The sequence below is a fragment of the Caldimonas taiwanensis NBRC 104434 genome, assembly GCF_001592165.1.
Lineage (GTDB): Bacteria > Pseudomonadota > Gammaproteobacteria > Burkholderiales > Burkholderiaceae_C > Caldimonas > Caldimonas manganoxidans.
The window spans coordinates 1-23,271 of the sequence record NZ_BCWK01000017.1; the positions used below are offsets into that span (position 1 = coordinate 1).

The 23,271-nt window shown below is 64.4% G+C and carries 24 protein-coding genes and 1 tRNA gene; 18 read left to right on the forward strand and 7 right to left on the reverse strand.

All coding sequences use genetic code 11. The features are described 5' to 3' along the window. Positions 1-147: 147 nt before the first annotated feature. On the forward strand, positions 148-1,887 hold the full coding sequence (pabB, locus tag CTA01S_RS12865; protein ID WP_062196113.1) for an aminodeoxychorismate synthase component I: 1,740 nt from the start codon (positions 148-150) through the stop codon (positions 1,885-1,887). Positions 1,888-1,943: 56 nt separating this feature from the next. Here pabB and CTA01S_RS12870 read toward each other — a convergent pair whose 3' ends face one another. Next, positions 1,944-2,246 (reverse strand): c-type cytochrome, encoded by a 303-nt coding sequence (locus CTA01S_RS12870; protein ID WP_062196114.1) that lies wholly within the window; start codon positions 2,244-2,246, stop codon positions 1,944-1,946. A gap of 120 nt (positions 2,247-2,366) precedes the next feature. Between CTA01S_RS12870 and CTA01S_RS12875 the strand changes: the two genes are divergently transcribed. Further along, positions 2,367-2,612: a TIGR04438 family Trp-rich protein gene (locus CTA01S_RS12875; protein WP_019560390.1), complete on the forward strand. Its 246-nt coding sequence runs from the start codon at positions 2,367-2,369 to the stop codon at positions 2,610-2,612. A gap of 5 nt (positions 2,613-2,617) precedes the next feature. On the opposite strand, the gene ilvD is transcribed toward CTA01S_RS12875, so the two are convergent. Continuing rightward, a complete protein-coding gene (gene ilvD, locus CTA01S_RS12880) occupies positions 2,618-4,297 on the reverse strand; it encodes a dihydroxy-acid dehydratase (RefSeq protein ID WP_019560389.1) in 1,680 nt (559 codons plus the stop codon). A gap of 126 nt (positions 4,298-4,423) precedes the next feature. Here ilvD and CTA01S_RS12885 point away from each other — a divergent pair, with 126 nt between their 5' ends. Both CTA01S_RS12885 and lgt read left to right on the forward strand, forming a co-directional pair. Continuing rightward, complete coding sequence (locus CTA01S_RS12885) at positions 4,424-5,332, forward strand: LysR family transcriptional regulator (protein ID WP_019560388.1); 909 nt, start codon at positions 4,424-4,426, stop codon at positions 5,330-5,332. After that, positions 5,332-6,159, forward strand: coding sequence for a prolipoprotein diacylglyceryl transferase (gene lgt / locus CTA01S_RS12890; RefSeq protein WP_062196118.1), 828 nt, complete (start codon positions 5,332-5,334; stop codon positions 6,157-6,159). The genes CTA01S_RS12885 and lgt overlap by 1 nt, the downstream gene beginning before the upstream one ends. A gap of 1 nt (position 6,160) precedes the next feature. On the opposite strand, the gene CTA01S_RS12895 is transcribed toward lgt, so the two are convergent. The 5 genes from CTA01S_RS12895 to CTA01S_RS12915 form a co-directional block, all read right to left on the reverse strand. After that, complete coding sequence (locus CTA01S_RS12895) at positions 6,161-6,964, reverse strand: ABC transporter ATP-binding protein (RefSeq protein ID WP_062196120.1); 804 nt, start codon at positions 6,962-6,964, stop codon at positions 6,161-6,163. A 13-nt stretch (positions 6,965-6,977) separates the two neighbouring features. Next, positions 6,978-7,889, reverse strand: coding sequence for a nitrate ABC transporter permease (gene ntrB, locus CTA01S_RS12900; protein ID WP_062196122.1), 912 nt, complete (start codon positions 7,887-7,889; stop codon positions 6,978-6,980). Between the two features lie 24 nt (positions 7,890-7,913). Then, positions 7,914-9,167, reverse strand: a complete 1,254-nt coding sequence (locus tag CTA01S_RS12905) for an ABC transporter substrate-binding protein (protein ID WP_062196124.1) — start codon at positions 9,165-9,167, stop codon at positions 7,914-7,916. 323 nt (positions 9,168-9,490) lie between these two features. Further along, entirely contained in the window at positions 9,491-10,123 is a 633-nt protein-coding gene (locus CTA01S_RS12910; protein WP_019560383.1) for an ANTAR domain-containing response regulator, read from the reverse strand. Between the two features lie 44 nt (positions 10,124-10,167). Beyond that, positions 10,168-10,440 (reverse strand): hypothetical protein, encoded by a 273-nt coding sequence (locus CTA01S_RS12915; RefSeq protein WP_019560382.1) that lies wholly within the window; start codon positions 10,438-10,440, stop codon positions 10,168-10,170. A 225-nt stretch (positions 10,441-10,665) separates the two neighbouring features. On the opposite strand from CTA01S_RS12915, the gene tsaD reads away from it, so the two are divergent. The 14 genes from tsaD (at position 10,666) to nuoF (ending at position 23,268) form a co-directional block, all read left to right on the forward strand. Further along, complete coding sequence (tsaD, locus tag CTA01S_RS12920; protein WP_062196129.1) at positions 10,666-11,700, forward strand: tRNA (adenosine(37)-N6)-threonylcarbamoyltransferase complex transferase subunit TsaD; 1,035 nt, start codon at positions 10,666-10,668, stop codon at positions 11,698-11,700. Between the two features lie 74 nt (positions 11,701-11,774). After that, on the forward strand, positions 11,775-13,067 hold the full coding sequence (locus CTA01S_RS12925; protein WP_157451368.1) for a branched-chain amino acid ABC transporter substrate-binding protein: 1,293 nt from the start codon (positions 11,775-11,777) through the stop codon (positions 13,065-13,067). A gap of 170 nt (positions 13,068-13,237) precedes the next feature. Beyond that, complete coding sequence (rpsO, locus tag CTA01S_RS12930) at positions 13,238-13,507, forward strand: 30S ribosomal protein S15 (RefSeq protein WP_062196133.1); 270 nt, start codon at positions 13,238-13,240, stop codon at positions 13,505-13,507. Between the two features lie 203 nt (positions 13,508-13,710). Further along, positions 13,711-15,858, forward strand: a complete 2,148-nt coding sequence (pnp, locus tag CTA01S_RS12935) for a polyribonucleotide nucleotidyltransferase (protein ID WP_062196136.1) — start codon at positions 13,711-13,713, stop codon at positions 15,856-15,858. Between the two features lie 28 nt (positions 15,859-15,886). Further along, positions 15,887-16,897, forward strand: coding sequence for an NAD(P)H-quinone oxidoreductase (locus tag CTA01S_RS12940; protein ID WP_062196138.1), 1,011 nt, complete (start codon positions 15,887-15,889; stop codon positions 16,895-16,897). 33 nt (positions 16,898-16,930) lie between these two features. Next, the gene (gene tpiA, locus CTA01S_RS12945; protein WP_019560376.1) at positions 16,931-17,671 is read left to right on the forward strand and encodes a triose-phosphate isomerase; all 741 of its coding nucleotides are present in this window, start codon (positions 16,931-16,933) and stop codon (positions 17,669-17,671) included. Between the two features lie 33 nt (positions 17,672-17,704). Beyond that, complete coding sequence (gene secG / locus CTA01S_RS12950) at positions 17,705-18,103, forward strand: preprotein translocase subunit SecG (protein ID WP_062196140.1); 399 nt, start codon at positions 17,705-17,707, stop codon at positions 18,101-18,103. Between the two features lie 269 nt (positions 18,104-18,372). Beyond that, positions 18,373-18,457, forward strand: a tRNA-Leu gene (locus CTA01S_RS12955). Positions 18,458-18,669: 212 nt separating this feature from the next. Then, positions 18,670-19,029 (forward strand): NADH-quinone oxidoreductase subunit A, encoded by a 360-nt coding sequence (locus CTA01S_RS12960; RefSeq protein ID WP_019560374.1) that lies wholly within the window; start codon positions 18,670-18,672, stop codon positions 19,027-19,029. 15 nt (positions 19,030-19,044) lie between these two features. Continuing rightward, entirely contained in the window at positions 19,045-19,521 is a 477-nt protein-coding gene (locus CTA01S_RS12965; RefSeq protein WP_019560373.1) for a NuoB/complex I 20 kDa subunit family protein, read from the forward strand. Positions 19,522-19,531: 10 nt separating this feature from the next. Next, the gene (locus CTA01S_RS12970) at positions 19,532-20,128 is read left to right on the forward strand and encodes an NADH-quinone oxidoreductase subunit C (protein ID WP_062196142.1); all 597 of its coding nucleotides are present in this window, start codon (positions 19,532-19,534) and stop codon (positions 20,126-20,128) included. Positions 20,129-20,141: 13 nt separating this feature from the next. After that, positions 20,142-21,395 carry an NADH-quinone oxidoreductase subunit D gene (locus CTA01S_RS12975; protein WP_019560371.1) on the forward strand — a complete coding sequence of 418 codons (1,254 nt, stop codon included), beginning with the start codon at positions 20,142-20,144 and terminating at the stop codon, positions 21,393-21,395. After that, positions 21,392-21,922, forward strand: a complete 531-nt coding sequence (gene nuoE / locus CTA01S_RS12980; protein ID WP_062196145.1) for an NADH-quinone oxidoreductase subunit NuoE — start codon at positions 21,392-21,394, stop codon at positions 21,920-21,922. Before CTA01S_RS12975 ends, nuoE begins: the two co-directional genes overlap by 4 nt. Further along, positions 21,922-23,268, forward strand: a complete 1,347-nt coding sequence (gene nuoF, locus CTA01S_RS12985; RefSeq protein WP_019560369.1) for an NADH-quinone oxidoreductase subunit NuoF — start codon at positions 21,922-21,924, stop codon at positions 23,266-23,268. The genes nuoE and nuoF overlap by 1 nt, the downstream gene beginning before the upstream one ends. Positions 23,269-23,271: the final 3 nt, after the last annotated feature.

Sequence of the window (23,271 nt, forward strand, 5' to 3'; positions counted from 1 at the left end):
TGCCGCGATGGCGGCCGGGCGCGGTAGCGCCCGAGAGGGGACGGGGAGCACTCATGTCGCGCAGCGACGTGATGGGCTCACCCGAACCCCCCGATAGCGGCCGGGCGCTAGACTGTCGGCCCCAATGCCGTCTTCTGCCCCGTCTTCGTGTCTGCCCCGACCGCCCTGATCGATTTCATCGCGCCGACCGATGGCGCCTCACGCGAGCGTCTGGCTTTCTATGAGCCGCTGACCGTGCTCCAGGCGAACCGGCTGGAGCAGGTACGGGACGTGTTGCAACAGGTCCATGCCCAAGCTCGGCAGGGGCGATGGTGTGTGGGCTTCGTTGCGTACGAGGCGGCGCCGGCCTTCGATGCCGCGATGGCCGTGCATCGGCCGCAAGATGGGCCGTTGGCCTGGTTCGGCGTGTTCGACCAGGCGCGTCCTTGGCCGGATGGGCCGCTGTGGCCATATGAGCCGCTGTCGTGGACCGCAGGCATCGACCGCGCCGAATTCGACCGGGCAGTGGCCCGCATCCACGCAGCCATCGCCGATGGCGAGGTCTACCAAATCAACTTCACTGCGCCTTGGCATAGCGCTTTTCATGGCGAGCCCTTGGGCTTGTTCCAGGCCTTGTTGCGGGCCCAGCCCGATGGCTATGCCGCTTACATCGATACCGGCGCCCAGCAGGTGCTGTCGGTATCGCCTGAATTGTTTTTCGACTGGCGCGATGGCTGCTTGCTTTGCCGGCCGATGAAGGGCACCGCCGCGCGTGAGGCGGATCCACAGGCCGACGCGCGCCGCGCCGCCCATTTGCGCAGCAGCGAGAAAGAGCGTGCCGAGAACTTGATGATCGTCGATCTGATCCGCAACGATCTGTCGCGTCTGGCCGAGCCGGGCAGCGTCCAGGTGCCCCGTCTGTTCCAGGTGCAGGCGCTGCCTACCGTTTGGCAGATGACTTCGGATGTGACCGCGCGCACCCGAGCGGGGGTGGGGCTGGAGGACGTTTTCCAGGCGCTGTTCCCCTGCGGCTCGGTCACCGGGGCGCCCAAACTGCGGGCCATGCACTGGATCGCACGGCTCGAGCGCGGCCCGCGTGGCGTCTACTGCGGCGCCGTGGGTGTGGTGCGCCCGGGCGGCTCGGCCACTTTCAATGTGCCCATCCGTACCGTGAGTTTGGCCGCTGGCCAAGCCCGTTGCGGCATTGGCAGCGGCATCACGGCCGATGCCGATGCCGCGGGCGAGTGGGCGGAATGGCGCAGCAAGCAGGCCTTTCTCGTGCGGGCCCAATCGGCTTTCGAGCTGCTGGAGACCCTGCGGCTGGAGTCTGGCCAGGTGGTCCACCGCGCTGAACATCTGGCGCGCATGGCCGCCGCGGCGCGGCACTTTGGCTTTGTTTGGCAGATCGATGCCGCCGAGCGGGCGCTGGACCGGCTGGTGGCTGAGCATCCGCACGGTTTGTGGCGGGTGCGACTGCTGGCCAGGGCCGACGGGGGTTGCCGCGCCGAGGCGTTCGAACTGCACGAGCTGGCCAGCCCGGTGCGGGTTCGGCTGGCCGAGCGTCCCTTCGAGGCGGCTGGCAGCGAATTCGTGCGCTTCAAGACCACCCGGCGTGCGCACTATGAAGCCTTCGCGCCGGTGGATGCGGCGGTTTTCGACACCTTGCTGTGGAACGAGGCGGGGGAGCTCACCGAATTCACCCGCGGCAATGTTGCGGTGAAACTGGATGGCCGTTGGGTGACGCCTCCTCTGGCCTGCGGGCTGTTGGGGGGGATCGGCCGGGCCGTGGCCCTGCGTGAAGGCCGTCTGGTCGAGCAAGTGGTCCACCGGGACGCTCTGGCGCGGGCGCAAGGGCTGGCCTTCCTCAACAGCTTGCGCGGCTGGCTGGATGCCGAGTTGATCTCCTGAAAAGACGACACCCCGCCCAAGCGGGGTGCCGATTCAGGCCGGGGGCCGGACGTCGATCACTTGTGCGTCAGGATCCACTGCACCAGTGTCTTGGCTTCGGCTTCGCTGACGGAGGAATTGGCCGGCATGGCCACTTGGCCCCAGACCCCCACACCGCCTTTGATGACCTTCTGGGCCAGTTTGTCGACGGCGTCTTTTTGTCCAGCGTATTTGGCCGCGATGTCCTTGAAGGACGGGCCAAGTATCTTTTTGTCCGCGGCGTGGCAAGCCACACAGGCCTTTTGCTGGGCCAGCTGGGGGCTGGCCAGGACGGGGGCACTCAGGCAGGCAAGGGCCGCAAGGGCGAGGAAAGGCTTCATGTCGTGATTCCTGCGATCGTGGGGTTGATTGACAGTCGCAACCATGCATTCTAGGCTTTTCGCCCGGTGCCTGGGTGGGCCTTCGAGCCGATGGCCCCGGCGGCTTCACGGAGTCTTGGCATGTATTTCGTCGTCTTGGGTGTCTTGCTGATCGTGCTGAAGCTGGCCGAGTTCGGCGCCGTGGCCCAATGGTCGTGGTGGGTCGTCTTGTCGCCGTTTGCGCTGGCGGTGGTGTGGTGGGCTTGGGCCGACGCTTCGGGGTACACCAAGCGCCGGCAAATGGACAAGCTGGAAGAAAAAAAGAAAGAGCGGCGCAAGAAGAACTTGGCCGCCCTGGGGCAAGAGCCGCGCAAGCGCAGGCTCTGAGGCGATCACTCGAATTTGTCCAGCACCGCGCCTGAACTGGCGCTGCTGGCCAGCTTGGCGAACTTGGCCAGCACGCCGCGGGTGTAGCGCGGCGCTGGCGGCGTCCAGGCGGCGCGGCGACGGGCCAATTCTTCGTCGCTGACATGCAAGTGCAGGCTCAGCGTGTGGGCGTCGATGGTGATCAAGTCGCCCTCGCGCACCAAGGCGATCGCGCCGCCCTCGGCGGCTTCCGGGGCGACATGGCCGACCACCATGCCCCAGGTGCCGCCGGAGAAGCGCCCGTCGGTGATCAAGCCCACCGATTCGCCCAGACCTTGGCCGATCAGCGCACTGGTGGGTGCCAGCATTTCGGGCATGCCCGGTCCTCCCTTGGGGCCGAGATAGCGCAGCACCATCACGTCGCCGGGCTTGATTTGGTTGTCCATGATGGCCGCCAGGGCCGACTGTTCGTCGTCGAACACCCGGGCCGGGCCGGTGATCTTCGGGTTTTTCAAGCCGGTGATCTTGGCCACGCTGCCTTCGGGGGCCAGATTGCCCTTCAGGATCGCCAAATGACCTTGGGCATAGATGGGCTGGCTGACCGGCCGGATCACGTCTTGATGCGGGGAAAGGTCGGGCACGTCGGCCAGGTTCTCGGCCACCGTCTTGCCCGTGATGGTCATGCACTCACCATGCAGCAAGCCGGCTTTGAGCAGTTCCTTCATCACCGCCGGGATGCCTCCGGCGCGGTGCAGGTCGATGGCCAGGTACTTGCCGCTCGGTTTCAGATCGCACAGCACGGGAATCTTCTTGCGCATGCGCTCGAAGTCGTCGATGGTCCAATCCACGCCGGCGGCATGCGCAATGGCCAGGTAATGCAGCACGGCATTGGTCGAGCCGCCGGTGGCCATGATCACCGCCACGGCGTTCTCGATCGCTTTTTTCGTGACGATGTCGCGCGGTTTCAAGTCTTTCTTGACGGCTTCCACCAGCACGGCGGCAGCCTTTTTCACGTTCTCCACCACCTCGTCCTCGACATTGGCCATCGTGGACGAGTAGGGCAGGCTCATGCCCAAGGCTTCGAAGGACGAGCTCATCGTGTTGGCGGTGTACATCCCGCCGCAGGAGCCGCTGCCGGGAATCGCGCGACGCTCGATCTCGCAGAAGTCTTCCTTGCTCAGTTTGCCCGCGGTGAACTGGCCCACGGCCTCGAAGACGCTGACGATGTTGAGATCCTGACCTTTGTATTTGCCCGGCAGGATCGTGCCACCGTAGATGTAAATGCTGGGCACGTTGGCGCGCAGCATGCCCATCATGCCGCCGGGCATGTTCTTGTCACAGCCGCCGATGACCATCACGCCATCCATCCATTGGCCGCCCACGCAGGTCTCCACGCAATCGGAGATCACCTCGCGTGACACCAGCGAATACTTCATGCCCTCGGTGCCCATGGCCATGCCGTCGCTGATCGTGGGCGTGCCAAACACCTGCGGGTTGGCGCCGGCGGCTTTCAGACCTTCGACCGCCGCGTCGGCCAAGCGTTGCAGGCCGGAATTGCACGGGGTGATGGTGGAGTGGCCGTTGGCCACGCCGATCATGGGTTTGCCAAAGTCTTCTTCTTTGTAGCCCATGCCGTAGTACATCGAACGGTTGGGCGCACGGGCGATGCCCTCGGTGATGTTCTTCGAGCGGCGGTTGTAGCTCATGGCTCGTCCTAGCAATGCAGTCGTGGGGAAGCAGGCCTCGCAGGGCCGTCGGCCGCACAGTATGCAGCGCTATCAAAATCGATTCCAATATATCTTTCAAACCATTTTGATTCGTTCTAAATATCAATGCTGGAGTTGCGTCACCTCCGTCAATTCGTGGCCGTGGCCGAGGAGCTGCACTTCGGCCGCGCCGCCGCGCGCTTGCACATGACCCAGCCACCGTTGACGATGGGCATTCGGCAACTCGAGTCGCTGTTGGGCGCGCCCTTGTTCCATCGCACGCGGCGTTCGGTGCTGCTGAGTCCTGCCGGGCACGCCCTGTTGCCCGAAGCGCGCCGCCTGCTGGCACAGGCCGAGCAGCTCGGGCCCATGGCGCGCGCTGCTGCGGCCGGCACGCTTGGGCGGCTGCGCCTGGGTTTCGTCTCCACCATCGGCTACGGCCCGCTGCCGGGCTGGCTCAAGACGTTTCGCGAATCCCATCCCGGCGTGGAGTTGGCGTTGCGTGAGGCCACCCTCGATGTGCAGTTGGCAGCCTTCGAGGCCGGCGAGATCGATGCCGGCTTCGTGCTGCATGCTCCGGGTGAGCGACTGGCAGGATTTGGCGCCGTGCGGGTGCAGGGCGAGCCGCTGGTGCTGGCCCTGCCGGGCGACCATCGACTGACGGCTCATCCGAGCTTGAAGGCAGCGCAGGTGTTGGACGAGCCGCTGGTGATCTTCCCACGCGCCATCAGCCCGTCGCTATATGATGCGATGCTCGCGTTTTATCGCGACCGGCAGCGTGCTCCGCGTATCGCCCAGGAAGCCATTCAAATGCAGACGATCGTGAACTTGGTTTCTGCGGGCATCGGTGTGGCTTGGGTGCCTGAGACGGTCACGCGGCTGCAGCGTCCCGGGGTCGTCTACCGCACCGTCGAAGATGCGGGCCTGGCCTGCGAGACCAGCTTGGTGTGGCGGCTTCCGCAGCCCCCGGTCGTGAGCCGCTTCGTCGATCATGTGATGGCTTCAGTGCCATCGTTCGAGAAGGAAAAGCTCTGATGCTCGTGCATCCCCAGTTCGACCCCGTGGCCCTGCACATCGGGCCGGTGGCCATCCATTGGTATGGCCTGACCTATCTCGTGGCTTTCGGTCTGTTCCTTTGGTTGGCTTCGATCCGGGTCGGCCGTTCGCCCTATGCAGACGCCGGCTGGACGCGCCGGGATGTCGAGGACTTGCTGTTCTATGGGGTGCTCGGTGTGATCATCGGGGGCCGTCTGGGTTACGTCTTCTTCTACAAGCCCGGCTACTACATGGTCCACCCGCTGGAGATCATTGCCGTGTGGAAGGGCGGCATGTCCTTTCATGGTGGACTGATTGGGGTCTTGTTGGCCGTGGCCTTGTTTGCTTGGCAGCGCCAGCGTCCCTTTCTCGAAGTGACCGACCTGATTGCGCCTTGCGTGCCCACCGGCTTGGCTTCGGGCCGCTTGGGCAATTTCATCAATGGTGAACTCTGGGGGCGTGAGGCCGACCCGTCCTTGCCCTGGGCCATGGTGTTTCCGCAGTCGGGCACCGCGATCCCCCGCCATCCTTCGCCCTTGTATCAGTTTGCTTTGGAGGGATTGTTGCTGTTCGTGGTGCTGTGGTGGTATGCCCGCAAGCCGCGTGCCATGGGGCAGGTCTCGGGGGCCTTCTTGGTGGGATACGGGGTGCTGCGCTTCCTGGCCGAGTATTTCCGTGAGCCCGACAGCTTCCTCGGACTGCTGGCGCTCAACCTCAGCATGGGCCAGTGGCTGTGTGTGCCGATGGTGGTCGCTGGCGCCGTGCTGTGGTGGTGGGCCGGGCGCCGACAAGACGTGGCGGGCCCCCGGCCGACGCCGGCGCGCTGAGTCAGGCGGCCAGCTTTTCTTTTCGTCCATGCCGGGTGTAGAGAAAGTCCAGCACCGCCTTGCGGCACGCCATGTAGCGCGCGTCCTCGGCCAGTGAGACACGGTCGCGAGGACGCGGCAGGTCCACCCGCACGATGTCACCAATGGTGGCCGCCGGCCCGTTGGTCATCATCACGATGCGGTCGGACAACAACACGGCCTCGTCCACGTCGTGGGTCACCATCACCACGGTGCTGTGGGTGCGCGCCACGATCTTGAGCAACTCGTCTTGCAAGTGAGCCCGGGTGAGGGCGTCCAGCGCCCCGAATGGTTCATCCATCAGCAGCACCTTGGGCTCCATCGCCAGGGCCCGGGCAATGCCTATGCGCTGCTTCATGCCCCCGGATATCTCGTGCGGCCGCTTGGTGGCGGCATGGCCCATGCCCACGAGCTCCAGCGCCGCCTGGGTGCGCGCCTTGAGCTGGGCTTTGGACTCCTTGGCTGCGAACACACGGTCCACCGCGAGATAGACATTGTCAAAGCAAGTCAGCCAAGGCAGCAGCGAGTGATTTTGGAACACCACGGCGCGTTCCGGGCCGGGCTCACGGATTTCTCGGTTGTCGCACAGCAGCACCCCGGCCGTGGGCTTGAGCAGTCCGGCAATCAGGTTCAGCAGCGTGGATTTGCCGCAGCCGGAGTGCCCGATGAGACTGACGAACTCCCCGCGCTGAACGGTCAGATGGATGTCGCGCAGCGCATGGAATGGCCCCTGGCGGGTCTGAAACACCATCTCGGCGGCCTGGACTTGAATGAAATGGGTAGACATGATCGAACCTTGATTAGTCGGTGTAGCTGAAGCGTTTGGCCACGGTGACGAGGGTGTGCTCCAGCACCAAGCCCACGATGCCGATCACGAAAATCGCCACCAGGATGTGCTGCACATTGAGGTTGTTCCACTCATCCCATATCCAAAAGCCGATGCCCACGCCTCCGGTGAGCATTTCCGCGGCCACGATCACCAACCATGCCGTGCCCACGGACAGACGCACGCCGGTCAGGAGATAGGGCAAGACCGAAGGCAACAAGATCTTCGTGATCACCTTCCATTCGGACAGATTGAGCACGCGGGCGACGTTCAGATAGTCTTGCGGCACCCGCTGCACGCCCACGGCGGTATTGATGATCATCGGCCAGATCGAGCAGATGAAGATCGTCCAGATCGCCGCCGGGTGCGCGGCCTTGAACACCAACAACCCAATGGGCAGCCACGCCAGCGGCGAGACCGGGCGCAGCAGGCTGATGACGGGAGAGACCATTCGGTGGACGAAGGCGAAGCGGCCGATGAGGAACCCCAAAGGAATGCCCACTGCGGCGGCCAGGCCGAAGCCCACGCCCACCCGGGCCAGGGAGTTCAACACGTTCCAGCCGATGCCTTGGTCATTGGGGCCGTGGTGATAAAACGGGTCGGAAAACAAGGCCACCGCCGCTTGCCACGTCTGTGCTGGCGTCGGAAAGCCCGAGCCCCCGGTGGTGGCCAAAGCCCACAGGCCGATCAACAAGGCCATGCCCAGCATCGGGGCCAGCCATGCCGCGGCGGCGGCGCGCACATCGATCCTGGGGCCTGGGCCACGGGACGTCGAGGGGAGGCGAGCGGCCGTTTGGGTCCGACTCGGTGCGGCTTGAGTCTGGGCGGCTTGAGTCTGGGCTGTGGGGGCCTGACCTACCGAGGAATGGAACACTGCACTGACCATGATGGGACTCCTGAGGCTGCGCGTTCACACTTTGATCTTGAAACCATCGGCATAGGCGGCTGGGTTTTTGCCATCCCACACCACCCCGTCGATCAACTTGCTGGTGCGCATCACGTCTTTGGGGATGCTCACGTTCAGGGCCGATGCCGCTTGCTTGTACAGATCGATGCGGTTGATCTGTTTGGCCACTTCCAAATAGTTCGGATGTTCCTTGAGCAGCCCCCAGCGCTTGTGCTGGGTCAGGAACCACATGCCATCGCTCAAGTAGGGGAAGTTCACCGCTCCGTCGTTGAAGAACTTCATGTGGTTGGGGTCGTCCCAGGTCTTGCCCAGGCCGTTTTGATAGCGCCCCAGGATGCGCTGATTGATCACATCCACGCTGGTGTTGATATAAGCCTTCTGCGCCACGACCTCGGCCATCTTGAGCTTGTTTTGCAAACCGGCGTCGATCCAGCGGCTGCCCTCCAGCATGGCCATCACCACGGCGCGGGCCGTGTTGGGATATTGCTTGACGAAGTCGGCCGTCGTGCCCAAGACCTTTTCCGGATGATCTTTCCAGATGTCTTGCGTGGTGGCGGCCGAAAAGCCAATGCCGTCCATGATGGCGCGATGGTTCCAAGGCTCGCCCACGCAAAAGCCATCCATGTTGCCAACACGCATGTTGGCCACCATTTGCGGCGGCGGTACGGTGATCACCTTGGCGTCTTTGAAGGGATGAATGCCTGCGCTGGCCAGCCAGTAATACAGCCACATCGCGTGCGTGCCGGTGGGGAAGGTTTGCGCAAAGGTGTATTCACGTGTCTTGCGCCGAATCAGGTCGGCCAATTGCGCGACGTGGGTGACGCCTTCGTCGGCCAGCTTTTTCGACAAGGTCAGCCCCTGACCGTTGTTGTTGATGGTCATCAGCACGGCCATGTCTTTTTTGGGCCCGGCAATCCCCAAGTGCACACCGTAGACCAGGCCGTACAGCACATGCGCCATGTCGAGTTCACCGTTGACCAGCTTGTCCCGCACGCCCGCCCAAGAGGCTTCTTTGCTGGGGATGATCTTGATGCCGTACTTCTTGTCGAATCCCAGCACCGAGGCCATCACCACCGAGGCGCAATCGGTCAGCGGGATGAAGCCGATTCTCACCTCCTCTTTCTCGGGCTTGTCTGAGCCTTGGGCCCATACGGCCGTTTGCAGTCCGGGCACCATGCCAGTGGCGCCGGCGGCGGCCGTGGTTTTGAGCAGGGTCCGGCGGCTCAGGCGGGCCTTGAGCAGATCGTGGGCTTTCATGCGTCGCGTCCTTGATTTCATCGAAGCACCAAACAGAAAAGGCGTCCTCACGCGGTCTGATGACAGACCGGTGGGGACGCCTTCGTCCTAGGGGCCGGTGCATCCTCCTCGATGCCGCCGGGCCACGACCGCGGGTCGCCATTGACCCGGGCACAGGAGGCTATGCATGAACCGTGCCAGCGGTGGCCTCGGGGAGGCGGTGAACCGGCCGGCATTCCTGCCCTGGCACGGTGCAAGCACCGCAGACGGCAGGCCTTGAGGGATGGTGCGGCGCACAATGATCGCGCACGATGGGGCGGGCAGGGGCCCGACCCCGAACACCCTCAAGCCAGCAAGTCGTGGGCGTCGATCAGCCGCTGGGCCAACTCGGCCAGCCGCAAGCCTTTGTCCATCGACATCTTGCGCAGTCGTGCATAGGCCTGGGCTTCCGTGCAGCCCAGGCGCTCCATCAAGATGCCCTTGGCCCGATCGACCTGCTTGCGCTCATGCAACTGGTTGCGTGCGTCGGCCAGTTCTCGCCGCAAACCTTCCTCGTGATGAAAGCGGGCCATCGCCACTTCCAGCACTGGCTTGACCCGCTCCGGTGCAAGCCCGGCCACGACATAGGCGCTGACGCCCGCGGCGATGGCGTCGCGCACATGGGAGGTGTCTTCATCGTCGGTGAACAGCACGATAGGCCGGCGCGCATCGCGCGTGGCCATGACCACGTGTTCCAGCGTGTCGCGTGCCTCGCTCTCGGCATCGACGATGATCATGTCCGGTTGGATCTGGGCCACCCGCTCGGGCAGATAGGCATCGGCCGGCAGCACGGCCACGATGTTGCAGCCGGCCTCCAGCAAACCGATGCGCAGGCGGCGCGAGCGCTCGGCATGCCAGCCCGCGAGGGCATCGTCAGGGTCCGGGCTGAGCGTTTCTGGTGCAACGATGAGAATGCGTAGTGCAGCAGACGGGCTCATGCCCGTCGAGGATGCAAATATCGGGCCATGCCAAGGCTTTGCACTCAAACGCGCAGCGCGCGGCGCAGCCAGGCGAGCGACCGCGAGGCCATGCCCGCGCCCAAAGGAGGACGCGGCTGGGTGCGCTCCACCAGCACGCCGCGGGTGTCGAGCTGCGCAAGGAAATGCTGAACCGCGTCGCGGCCCAACCCACTGGCGCGTACCAGCAAACTCAACGGGACGAAACCCTGGGACATTTGGTGCAGCATCCGCTGATAGGCGGTGCGCTGGTATGCCGGGGGCAATTCGGGCCAGCCCGAGAGCTTGTATTCCTTCATGTTCCCAAACGACTTTGCAACGGTCGAACGCCGTTTCCCTACTTCGCGCAAACGGGTGACAAGACTAACCGCCCGTGCGTTTTTCTGAAAGTGATTTCGACGCAGTGTGGTGCATTCCCTAGGTCCAAGTTGTGACAAAGCGCAAACGGTTTCGGCGAATTTGTAACAGCGTCGCGCGCAAGGCTCTTGCCATCCGGGCCGACCCTAGGGCGCTACACTGGCCGGATGTTGGTTCTTGGCATCGAGTCTTCCTGTGACGAAACTGGCGTGGCCGTGGTGCGCGCCGAGGCGGGCCGGGTGGCGCCCCGCTTGCTGGCCCATGCGCTGCACAGCCAGATCGACATGCACCAAGCCTACGGCGGCGTGGTGCCCGAGCTGGCTTCACGAGACCATATCCGGCGCGTGCTGCCACTGACGCGGCAAGTGCTGGCCGAGGCCGGCTGCCGCCTGGACGACATCGACACCATCGCTTACACGCGCGGTCCGGGCTTGGCTGGCGCCTTGCTGGTGGGTGCCGGGCTGGCGTGCGCACTGGGGATGGCACTGGATCGGCCGGTGGTCGGGGTGCATCACCTCGAGGGGCACTTGCTCTCGCCCTTCCTGTCGGCCGATCCGCCGGAGTTTCCCTTCGTCGCCCTGCTGGTGTCTGGCGGCCACACCCAGTTGATGCGGGTGGATGATGTGGGCTGCTACACCCTGCTGGGGGAGACCATCGATGATGCGGCCGGCGAAGCCTTCGACAAGTCGGCCAAGTTGCTGGGGCTGGGATACCCCGGCGGTCCGGCGCTGGCGCGGCTGGCCGAGCATGGCCACCCCGAGGCCTTTGCATTGCCGCGCCCCTTGCTGCACAGCGGCAACCTCGACTTCTCTTTTGCCGGTTTGAAGACCGCCGTGTGGACCCAGGTGCGCAAACTCGGGCCGTCCATGAGCGATCCAGACCGGGCGAACCTGGCGGCTTCGACGCAGGCCGCCATCGTGGATGTGTTGGTGCACAAGTCGTTGGCGGCCTTGCAACAAACCGGGCTGCGACGTCTGGTCGTGGCCGGTGGGGTTGGGGCCAACCGGCGGCTGCGCGAGCGGCTGAACGCCCAGGCGCAGCGCCGCGGCTGGCGGGTGCACTATCCTGAGCTGCACTTGTGCACGGACAATGGCGCCATGATTGCCTTGGCCGCTGCCATGCGTCTGCAACGTGAGCCCGAGCGTGCCCGGCGCGACTACGCCTTCGACGTGGCCCCCCGTTGGGACCTGGCCAGCGCCTGAGCCAGCCGTCGTCGGCGCGGCCCGGCGTGCTGGCACAATCCGGGCCCGGTTCCTGTCTCGATCGATGTCCACGCCTGCGGCCCATGAAAAACCGTGTCTTGAAGTCTGTGCTTGCCGTGTTGGTGGCCACGTGGTGCGGCAGCTGGCCTGCGGCGGCTCAGCCCAGGCCCGAGCCGGTGCGTTTGGCGCTCATCGAAGGCTTGTCGGGCCCCTTCGCCAATGCCGGGGAGGCCGTGTTTCGCAATCTTGCCTGGGCGGCCGAGCGGATCAATGCCCGCGGCGGCGTCCAACTGCCCGAGGGCGCGCGGCCGCTGCAGATCGTGCGCCTGGACAGCAAGGGCCAAACCGAAGAAGCCCTGTCGATGCTGCGCTCGGCGATCGACCAGCGCATTGCCTTCGTGGCGCAGGGCAACAGCTCGGCCACGGCGGCCGCACTGATCGACGCCATCGACAAGCACAATGAGCGCGACCCTCAGCGCCGCGTGCTGTTCTTGAACTATGCCGCCGTCGAGCCCAGCCTGACCAATGAGCGCTGCAGTTTCTGGCACTTTCGTTTCGATGCCCATGCCGACATGCGCCTGGCCGCGCTGATGGACGTGCTCGCCGAAGACCGTTCGGTCCACAGCGTCTACCTCATCGGCCAGGACTACAGCTTCGGGCAGCATGTCGTGCGCAAAAGCCGCGAGATGCTGGCCAAGCGCCGGCCCGACCTGAACATCGTCGGCGAAGAATTGCACCCGATGGGCCGCATCAAGGATTTCCTGCCCTACGTGGCCAAGATCAAGGCTTCGGGCGCGCAGGCCGTGGTGACCGGCAACTGGGGCAACGACTTGACGCTGATGATCAAGGCGGCGCGCGAGGTGGGCCTGCAGGCCAAGTTCTACACCTTCTACGGCAATGCCCTGGGGGTCCCGGCGGCCATCGGCGAGGCCGGCGTGGGCCGTGTCCTGGCGGTGGCTGAATGGCATCCGAATGCGGGCGGCGCGGCCTCTGACCGCTTTTATGCCTCGTTCCGCGAACGCTTTCCCCGAGCCGCTGACGACTACCTGCACATGCGCATGCAGGCCATGGTCGAGATGCTGGTGGCTGCCGTCGAGCGCGCGGGCACGACCGATCCCTTGGCCGTGGCCCGGGCTCTGGAGGGCGCGCGCTTCGATGGGGCGGCCCTCGGCGGGGTCCATCAGGGCTACATGCGTGCTGCCGATCACCAGTTCATCCAGCCCTTGTACGTCAGCCTGATGCAAAAGGCCGGTGGCCCAGGCGTGCGCTTCGACAACGAGGGCTCTGGCTACGGATTTGCCACCGTGCGCCATCTGAGCGCCGCAAGCACCGAGCCGCCTCATCAGTGCCAGATGCGCCGACCCTGAGCCCGGCACCGAGCCATCGTGTACAATGCTCAAGTTTTGCAGCTCGAAACTGCAGGACGAGGCACGGCGCGGGGAGGTTTCACCCGCGACCGCAAGTGAACACGAAACCGTCCCTTCCGGCAGCCACGCTTTTCGCGTGCCGGCGGAGGCGGTCGATTCCAAGGAACGATATGTCGATCGCAGATCTGAACAAGGCCGAGATCATCAAGGCCCACGCCCGCGGCGCTGCCGACACCGGGTCTCCCGAGGTGCAGGTGGCTTTGCTGACCGCCCGCATTAATGAACTCACCCCGCATTTCCAGCTCCACAAGAAGGACCATCACGGTCGCCGTGGTTTGCTGAAGATGGTCAACCGCCGCAAGCGTCTGCTGGCCTATTTGAAAGACAAGGATGCCGAGCGCTACACGGCGTTGATCCAGAAACTGGGTCTGCGCAAGTAAGCGCCCGAGGATGACCGAGAGCCTGTCTGGCGTCCCCAGCACAGGCTCTTTGTTTTTTTGTCGGAGTCCGCGCCACTGCAATGGAGTTGCTGTGTCATTCCAAGGCGCCTGCGGGGCAGGCGCCCTGGAATGGCACTCCGCTCCGGTGACGAGGCTCCAGGCTTCGCGCGCGGCCACATGCGCGTCGATCACCGGAGATATCCATGAGTATGTTCAACAAAGTCACCAAGACCTTCCAATGGGGGCAGCACACCGTCACGATGGAGACGGGCGAGATCGCTCGTCAAGCCACCGGTGCGGTGCTGGTCAACATGGACGACACCGTCGTGCTGGCCACGGTGGTGGCGGCCAAGAATGCCAAGCCTGGCCAGGACTTCTTCCCCCTGACCGTCGATTACATCGAAAAGACCTATGCTGCTGGCAAGATCCCGGGCAGCTTCTTCAAGCGGGAGGGCCGGCCCAGCGAGTACGAAACCCTGACCTCTCGCCTGATCGACCGACCCATTCGTCCGCTCTTTCCCGAGGGCTTCTTCAACGAGGTGCAGGTCGTCGTGCACGTGCTCTCGCTCAATCCCGAGGTCGAGCCGGACATTCCTGCGATGATTGCCACCAGCGCTGCGTTGGCCGTCTCGGGCATCCCCTTCAACGGTCCGATCGGCGCGGCGCGCGTGGGGTATATCAACGGTGAGTATGTGCTCAATCCGGGCAAGACCCAGCTGGCGCAGTCCCGTTTGGACCTGGTGGTGGCCGGTACCGAGGCGGCCGTCTTGATGGTCGAGTCCGAGGCCGACCAGTTGCCCGAAGATGTCATGCTTGGCGCCGTCGTCTTCGGCCACGAGCAGGGCAAGGTGGCGATCGAAGCGATCCATGAGCTCGTGCGTGAGGGGGGCAAGCCTGAATGGGACTGGCAGCCGCCCCCCAAAGACGAGGCTTTCATCGCCAAGGTCACTGCCCTGGCTGAAGACAAACTGCGCGCGGCCTACCAAATTCGCTCCAAGCAGGCCCGCACCCAGGCTTGCCGGGAAGCCTATGCCGCCGTCAAGGAGGCGCTCAGCGCCGAAGGCCTCGAATTCGACGAGGTCAAAGTCGATGGGCTGCTCTTCGACATCGAGGCGCGCATCGTGCGCAGCCAGATCCTGGCCGGAGAGCCGCGCATCGACGGTCGCGACACGCGCACCGTGCGCCCGATCGAGATCCGCACCGGCGTGCTGCCGCGCACCCATGGCTCGGCCCTGTTCACCCGCGGCGAAACCCAGGCGCTGGTCGTGGCCACCCTCGGCACCGATCGCGATGCGCAAAAGATCGATGCGCTGACCGGTGAGTTCACCGACCGGTTCATGCTGCATTACAACATGCCACCGTTTGCCACCGGGGAAACCGGCCGTGTGGGCAGCCCCAAGCGTCGCGAGATCGGCCACGGCCGTCTGGCCAAGCGGGCGTTGGTGGCCGTGCTGCCCTCCAAAGACGAATTTGCCTACTCGATGCGCGTGGTCTCCGAGATCACCGAGTCCAATGGCTCGTCCTCCATGGCCTCCGTGTGTGGTGGCTGCTTGGCGCTGATGGATGCCGGTGTTCCCCTGAAGGCCCATGTGGCCGGCATTGCCATGGGCCTGATCAAAGAGGGCAACCGCTTTGCGGTGCTCACCGACATCCTGGGCGACGAGGACCACCTCGGCGACATGGACTTCAAGGTCGCCGGCACGACCGAAGGCGTCACGGCCTTGCAGATGGACATCAAGATCCAGGGCATCACCAAAGAGATCATGCAAGTCGCGCTGGCCCAGGCCAAGGAGGCGCGCATGCACATCCTCAGCAAGATGGTTGAGGCCGTCGGTGGCGCCAAGGCCGAGGTGTCGCAGTTCGCTCCGCGTCTGTACACCATGAAGATCAATCCGGAGAAGATCCGCGACGTGATCGGCAAGGGAGGGGCCACGATCCGCGCTCTGACCGAGGAAACCGGCACCCAGATCGACATCGCCGAAGACGGCACGATCACCATTGCCTCCACCGATGGCGCGCGCGCCGAGGAGGCCCGACGCCGCATCGAGGAGATCACTGCCGAAGTCGAAGTCGGCAAGATCTACGAAGGCCCCGTCACCAAGTTGCTGGAATTCGGTGCCCTGGTCAATTTGCTGCCCGGCAAAGACGGCTTGCTGCACATCAGCCAGATCGCTCACGAGCGTGTCAACAAGGTCAGCGACTACCTGCAAGAGGGCCAGATCGTGCGTGTCAAAGTGCTCGAAACCGACGACAAGGGGCGCGTGAAGCTGTCGATGAAGGCCTTGACCGAACGGGCGCCCGCGGCCGAACGTGACGCTCAGGAGCAGCAGCAACAACAGCAGCAACAGTGAGCCAGAGCAGGCCACGGGACGAGACCTCATGAAAGCGGTCGAGATCGTTGAATACGGCGCACCCGAGGTGTTGCGCCTGACCGAGCGCCCCGATCCAGTGCCGGGGCCTGGTGAGGTGCTGATTCGTGTCAGCGCCTCGGGGGTCAACCGGCCCGATGTCTTGCAGCGCAAGGGCCTCTATCCCGTGCCGCCGGGGGCTTCGGACATCCCGGGGCTCGAGGTGGCTGGCCAGATCGTGGCCGGAGATGCACAGGCGTTGGCCGAAGCCGGCTTTCGGCTGGGCGATCGGGTCTGCGCCTTGGTTCAGGGCGGCGGCTATGCGCAGCTGTGCGTGGCGCCAGTGGCTCAATGCTTGCCGGTGCCGCCGGGGTGGTCCGATGTCGAGGCCGCGGGACTGCCCGAGACCTTCTACACCGTGTGGTCCAACGTCTTTCAGCGCGGCCGCCTCCAGGCAGGCGAGACGCTGCTCGTGCAGGGGGGTAGCAGCGGCATCGGCGTGACGGCCATCCAGCTGGCCAAGGCCTTCGGCGCGACCGTCATCGCCACGGCAGGCTCCGATGAGAAATGCGAGGCTTGCTGCCGGCTCGGGGCCGACCACGCGATCAACTACCGTCGCGAGGACTTCGCCGAGCGTACCCGTGAGCTGACCGGCGGGCGTGGCGCCGATGTCATCCTCGACATGGTGGCCGGTGACTACCTGCCGCGCGAAATCAGCTGCCTGGCCGACGACGGCCGCCTGGTCATCATTGCCTTGCAGCGGGGGTCCAAGGCTGAGCTCGACCTGGGGGCGTTGATGCGTCGGCGCCTGACGGTGACGGGCTCGACACTGCGTCCTCGCTCGGTGGCCTTCAAAGCCCAGATCGCGCGTGAACTGCGCCAGCAGGTGTGGCCTTTGCTCGCCTCGCGACGCATCGTGCCGGTCGTCTTTCGATGCTTCGAGCCGCAGGAGGCGGCCCAGGCGCACGCACTGATGGAGTCCAATCAGCACATTGGCAAGCTGATTCTGCAGTGGCGCCCTGCGGACCCCGCGTCCCCTTAAAATTCGCAGCTTTTTGCGCGGAGTGCTTCGTCCATGCGACGCAAACTCGTCATCGGCAACTGGAAGATGCACGGCAGCCTGGCCTCCAACGCCGAGCTGCTGGCCGGCTTGCGTGCGGCCGAGCCTTTCGGATGCGATACGGCGGTGTGCCCCCCATATCCCTATCTGGCGGCTTGTGTGCTGGCCTTGCAGGGCAGCCGCATCGCCTTGGGTGCGCAGGATTGCTCGGCCCACGAGCAGGGCGCCTACACCGGCGAAGTGTCCGCGGCCATGCTCGCCGACCTGGGCTGCCGCTACGTGATCGTCGGCCATTCCGAGCGTCGCAGCCTGCATGGCGAGACCGACGCACTGGTGGCCGACAAGGCGAAGATGGCCCTTGCCAAGGGCCTGATCCCGGTGGTGTGCGTGGGCGAGACTTTGGCCGAGCGCCAGGCCGGGCAGACCGAGTCGGTCGTCAAGCGTCAGCTGTCGGCCGTGATTCACGCCTTGGGTTCTTGCACACCGCAAATCGTGGTGGCTTACGAGCCCGTGTGGGCCATCGGTACCGGCCAGACCGCCACCCCTGAGCAGGCGCAGGCCGTGCACGCCGTGTTGCGTGCGCAGCTTGCGGCGGCCACGCCGCATGCCCAGAGCATGCGCATTCTCTACGGGGGCAGCGTCAAACCCGACAATGCCGCTGCCTTGTTCCAGCAGCCCGACATCGACGGCGGGCTCATCGGTGGCGCCTCGCTGAAGGCCGCCGACTTCATCGCCATCTGCCGCGCGGCCCAATGAGGCGAGCGGCTCCTGAATCACCGGAGAACACTGATGCAGTTCATGATGACCCTGATCCTCGTGGTGCAGTTGCTGGCTGCGCTGGCCATGATCGGGTTGGTGCTGATCCAACACGGCAAGGGTGCCGACATGGGGGCCTCATTCGGCAGCGGAGCCTCGGGCAGCTTGTTCGGAGCCAGCGGCAGCGCCAACTTCTTGTCGCGGACCACCGCGGTGTGTGCCACGGTCTTCTTTGCCTGCACGCTGGCCTTGGCCTATCTCTCCACGCCCGAGATCCGGGGGGCGACTGCACCCGGCGCCAGTGTGCTCGACCAGCCCGCCAACCCGGCGGCCGCACAAATTCCGGCGGCGCCCGAGGCCGCGTCGGCCCCTTCGGCTGGGCAGCCGGCTTCGGCGGCTGGAGCCGCGCAGATTCCAGCCTCGGGGCAGTGAGGCCGAAGCAGGGGGGACCTCCGGGAGGGGAGCCTGCCAGTGGGCCTGCAGCCAGAGCGCCGCGGGTTGGGTCGATGCGCCGATGACGTGGCGGCAAACCGCGCAAAGCGGTCTTAAAAATCGCTCAGGACGCTTGGAGAAAACCCTGCATTTCGGGTTAGAATTTATGTCTGTGCAGTGAGCGGCGCCCCTCAGATTTTGCGGCCGCTTACGGGACCCAACCCAACGATTGGTGCATGTCGCAGGCTTGGCCTGCGAAAGTGTTCCGGGCCGACGTGGTGGAATTGGTAGACACGCTATCTTGAGGGGGTAGTGGCGAAAGCTGTGCGAGTTCGAGTCTCGCCGTCGGCACCATTGAAATGCATCTTCGGCGGAGTCTTCATCCGGTGCTTCGCCGACCCTGAGGCCGGTCCATCGAGGCGGGTGCAGGGAAATCGGGCGTGCTGAAGCAGCGGTTGACCGCTGAGGACAGCGCGCCTTATTTTTGCCGCTTGCGGCAAGGCCGGACGACGCAGACATGGCGCAGCCAGGACCCACGAAACGATGAGCCAAGCGACGCAACGCCTATGATCCTCGACCAGTATCTCCCCGTCCTTTTGTTCATTCTGGTCGGCGTCGCGGTGGGCGTGGCGCCGCAGCTGCTTGGGTTGCTCCTCGGGCCGCGAAGGCCCGATCCCGAGAAGAATTCCCCGTACGAGTGTGGCTTCGAGGCTTTCGAAGACGCGCGCATGAAGTTCGATGTGCGCTACTACCTCGTGGCCATTCTGTTCATTCTCTTCGACCTCGAAATCGCCTTCCTCTTCCCCTGGGCCGTGGCCTTGCACGAGATCGGGCCGGCGGGCTTCTGGGCCATGATGGTTTTCCTGTCCATTCTCGTGGTGGGCTTTGTGTACGAGTGGAAGAAGGGCGCCCTGGATTGGGAATGACCAAGGAGTGCAGTCATGAGTATCGAAGGCGTTCTCAAGGAAGGTTTCATCACCACGACGGTGGACAAGCTGGTCAACTGGTCCAAGACCGGCTCGTTGTGGCCCATGACCTTTGGGTTGGCTTGTTGTGCGGTGGAGATGATGCACGCCGGTGCGTCGCGCTATGACATCGACCGATTCGGCATGTTGTTTCGCCCCAGCCCGCGCCAGTCCGACCTGATGATCGTGGCGGGTACCTTGTGCAACAAGATGGCGCCGGCGCTGCGCAAGGTCTATGACCAGATGGCCGAGCCGCGCTGGGTGATCAGCATGGGTTCGTGTGCCAACGGGGGTGGTTATTACCACTACAGCTACTCGGTCGTGCGCGGTTGCGACCGCATCGTGCCGGTCGATGTCTATGTGCCGGGCTGTCCGCCCACGGCCGAGGCCTTGCTCTACGGCATCTTGCAGCTGCAGTCCAAGATCCGTCGCGAAAACACCATTGCCCGTTGAAGAGACGCCCATGACCCGACTCGACACTTTGCAAAGCGCGCTCGAGGCCCGTCTGGGCGGCCAGATCCGTTCGCTGCGGCGTGAGCGCGGCGAGCTCACTGTCGAGGTGGCTGCAGCCGACTACCTCGGTGTGTGCCGCATCCTGCGCGACGACGAGACTTTGCGCTTCGAGCAGCTCATCGACTTGTGTGGCGTGGACTACAGCACCTATGGCGACGGCCGTCATGACGGGCCGCGCTTCGCGGTGGTGTGCCACCTGTTGTCGATCACGCACAACTGGCGCTTGCGTGTGCGCACCTTCTGCCCCGATGACGACTTGCCCATGGTGGCTTCGGTCAACGAAATCTGGAATTCGGCCAACTGGTACGAGCGCGAGGCCTTCGATTTGTTTGGCATCGTCTTCGAAGGGCATCTGGACTTGCGCCGTATCCTGACCGATTACGGCTTCATCGGGCATCCGTTCCGGAAAGATTTCCCCACCACGGGCCATGTCGAGATGCGCTACGACCCCGAGCAGCGGCGCGTCATCTACCAGCCGGTGACGATCGAGCCGCGCGAAATCACGCCGCGCGTGATCCGCGAAGAGCGCTACGGCGGCTTGCACTGAGCCCGAGGCAACCATGGCTGACATCAAGAACTACACGCTCAACTTTGGCCCACAGCACCCTGCCGCCCACGGCGTGTTGCGCCTGGTGCTGGAACTCGACGGAGAGGTCATTCAGCGCGCCGATCCCCACATTGGGCTGCTGCATCGAGCCACCGAGAAACTGGCCGAGAGCAAGACCTACATCCAGTCCTTGCCCTACATGGACCGTCTCGATTACGTGTCCATGATGTGCAATGAGCATGCTTACTGTCTGGCCATCGAGAAGCTGTTGGGCATCCAGGTGCCCGAGCGTGCGCAATACATCCGCGTCATGTTTGCCGAGATCACCCGGCTGCTGAACCACTTGTTGTGGCTGGGCGCTCATGGGCTGGACTGCGGTGCGATGAACATGCTCATCTACTGCTTCCGCGAGCGGGAAGATCTTTTCGACATGTACGAGGCGGTCTCGGGGGCGCGCATGCACGCGGCCTATTTCCGCCCTGGCGGGGTCTACCGCGACCTGCCCGACCGCATGCCGCAGTACAAGCCTTCCAAGATTCGCAGCGCCAAGGCGGTGGCCAAGCTCAACGAGAACCGGCAAGGCTCGCTGCTGGACTTCATCGAGGACTTCACCCGCCGCTTCCCGAAGCATGTGGACGAATACGAGACGCTGCTGACGGACAACCGGATTTGGAAGCAGCGCACGGTGGGCATCGGCGTGGTCAGCCCGGAGCGTGCGCTCAACCTCGGCTTCACCGGTCCGATGCTGCGCGGCTCGGGCGTCGCTTGGGATCTGCGCAAGATGCAGCCCTATGACGTGTACGACCGCATGGAGTTCGACGTGCCGGTGGGCACCAATGGTGACTGCTACGACCGCTACCTGGTGCGCGTGGAGGAGATGCGGCAGTCCAATCGCATCATCCAGCAATGCGTGGAGTGGCTGCGCAAAAACCCGGGGCCGGTCATCACCGACAACCACAAGGTGGCACCGCCGTCGCGTGTGCAGATGAAGTCCAGCATGGAAGAGCTGATCCATCACTTCAAGCTCTTCACCGAGGGATTCCATGTGCCCGAGGGCGAAGCCTATGCCGCCGTCGAGCATCCCAAGGGTGAGTTCGGCATCTACATCATCAGCGATGGTGCCAACAAGCCCTATCGCCTGAAGATCCGTGCCCCGGGATTTGCCCACCTGGCCGCGATGGATGAAATGTCCCGCGGGCACATGATTGCCGATGCCGTGGCCGTGATCGGCACCATGGACATCGTGTTCGGAGAGATTGACCGATGAGCGCCCAAGCCAAGCAGGTCCAGCCGATGCAGTTCGAGCCGGCCACGCTGGAGCGTTTTGCCCGCGAGGTGGCGAAGTACCCGCCCGATCAGAAGCAGTCGGCCGTGATGGCGTGTCTGGCCATCGTGCAGCAGGAGCAAGGTTGGGTGTCGGCCGAGGCCGAGTTGGGCGTGGCCCAGTACCTCGGCATGCCCCCGGTGGCGGTGCGTGAGGTCACCACCTTCTACAACATGTACAACCAGCAGCCGGTGGGCAAGTTCAAGCTCAACGTCTGCACCAACCTGCCGTGTCAGTTGCGCGGCGGGCTGGCCGCTGCCGAGTATTTGGCCCAACGTCTGGGCATCGAGATCGGAGGCACCACGCCCGATGGGCGGATCACCCTGCAGGAATGCGAGTGCCTCGGAGCGTGCGCCGATGCGCCGGTGATGCTGGTCAATGATCGCCAGATGTGCAGTTTCATGAGCAACGAGCGACTCGATGCGCTGCTGGCCGAGCTGGAGTCGGCCGCCAAGCAAGGGGTGAAGTGATGGCCCTCGACCTGTCCAAGTTCCAGGCCACCGGCCTTGAGACCTGTTTCCACGGTCGCCACATCCAGCCGCAGATCTATGCCGGATTGGACGGCCGCAACTGGCGCCTGAAGGATTACGAGGCTCGTGGCGGCTACCAAGCGCTGCGCAAGGTGCTGGGCGTGGACGGTGGGGCAGGCATGACGCCGGACCAGGTGATTGCCGAAGTGAAGGCCTCGGCCTTGCGCGGCCGTGGCGGCGCAGGCTTCCCCACGGGGCTCAAGTGGAGCTTCATGCCCCGCCAGTTCCCTGGGCAAAAGTACCTCGTGTGCAACTCCGACGAAGGCGAGCCGGGCACCTGCAAGGATCGTGACATCCTGCGCTACAACCCGCACATCGTGATCGAAGGCATGGCCATTGCCGCCTATGCGATGGGCATCAGCGTCGGCTACAACTACATCCACGGCGAGATTTTCGAGGTCTACGAGCGTTTCGAGGAAGCGATCGAAGAAGCGCGTGCGGCCGGCTATCTGGGCGACAACATCTTGGGCAGCGGTTTCTCGTTCCAGCTGCATGCCCACCATGGGTTTGGGGCCTACATCTGCGGGGAAGAGACCGCGTTGCTGGAATCCCTGGAAGGCAAGAAGGGTCAGCCGCGGTTCAAGCCGCCATTCCCGGCGAGCTACGGTTTGTACGGCAAGCCCACCACGATCAACAACACCGAGACCTTCGCGGCGGTGCCCTGGATCATTCGCCACGGGGGCGATGCCTACCTTCAGGTAGGCAAGCCCAACAATGGTGGCACCAAGATCTTCTCGGTGGTGGGGGATGTCGAGCGTCCGGGCAACTACGAGATCCCGATGGGCACGCCGTTTGCCACCTTGTTGGAACTGGCCGGCGGGGTGCGTCAGGGGCGCCGGCTCAAGGCCGTGATTCCGGGCGGCTCCTCGGCGCCGGTGCTGCCTGCATCCATCATGATGGAATGCACGATGGACTATGACTCCATCGCCAAGGCCGGCTCGATGCTGGGATCGGGGGCGGTCATCGTGATGGACGAGACGCGCTGCATGGTCAAGTCGCTGCTGCGACTGTCGTACTTCTACATGCACGAGTCCTGCGGACAGTGCACGCCGTGCCGCGAGGGCACGGGTTGGTTGTGGCGCATGGTCCACCGCATCGAGCATGGCAAGGGCCGCCCCGAAGACCTCGAATTGCTGAACTCGGTGGCCGACAACATCCAGGGCCGCACCATTTGCGCCTTGGGCGATGCGGCGGCGATGCCCGTGCGGGCCATGATCAAGCACTTCCGCGACGAGTTCGCCCACCACATCGAACACAAGACCTGCCAGGTTCCGGCCTACGTTTGAGGC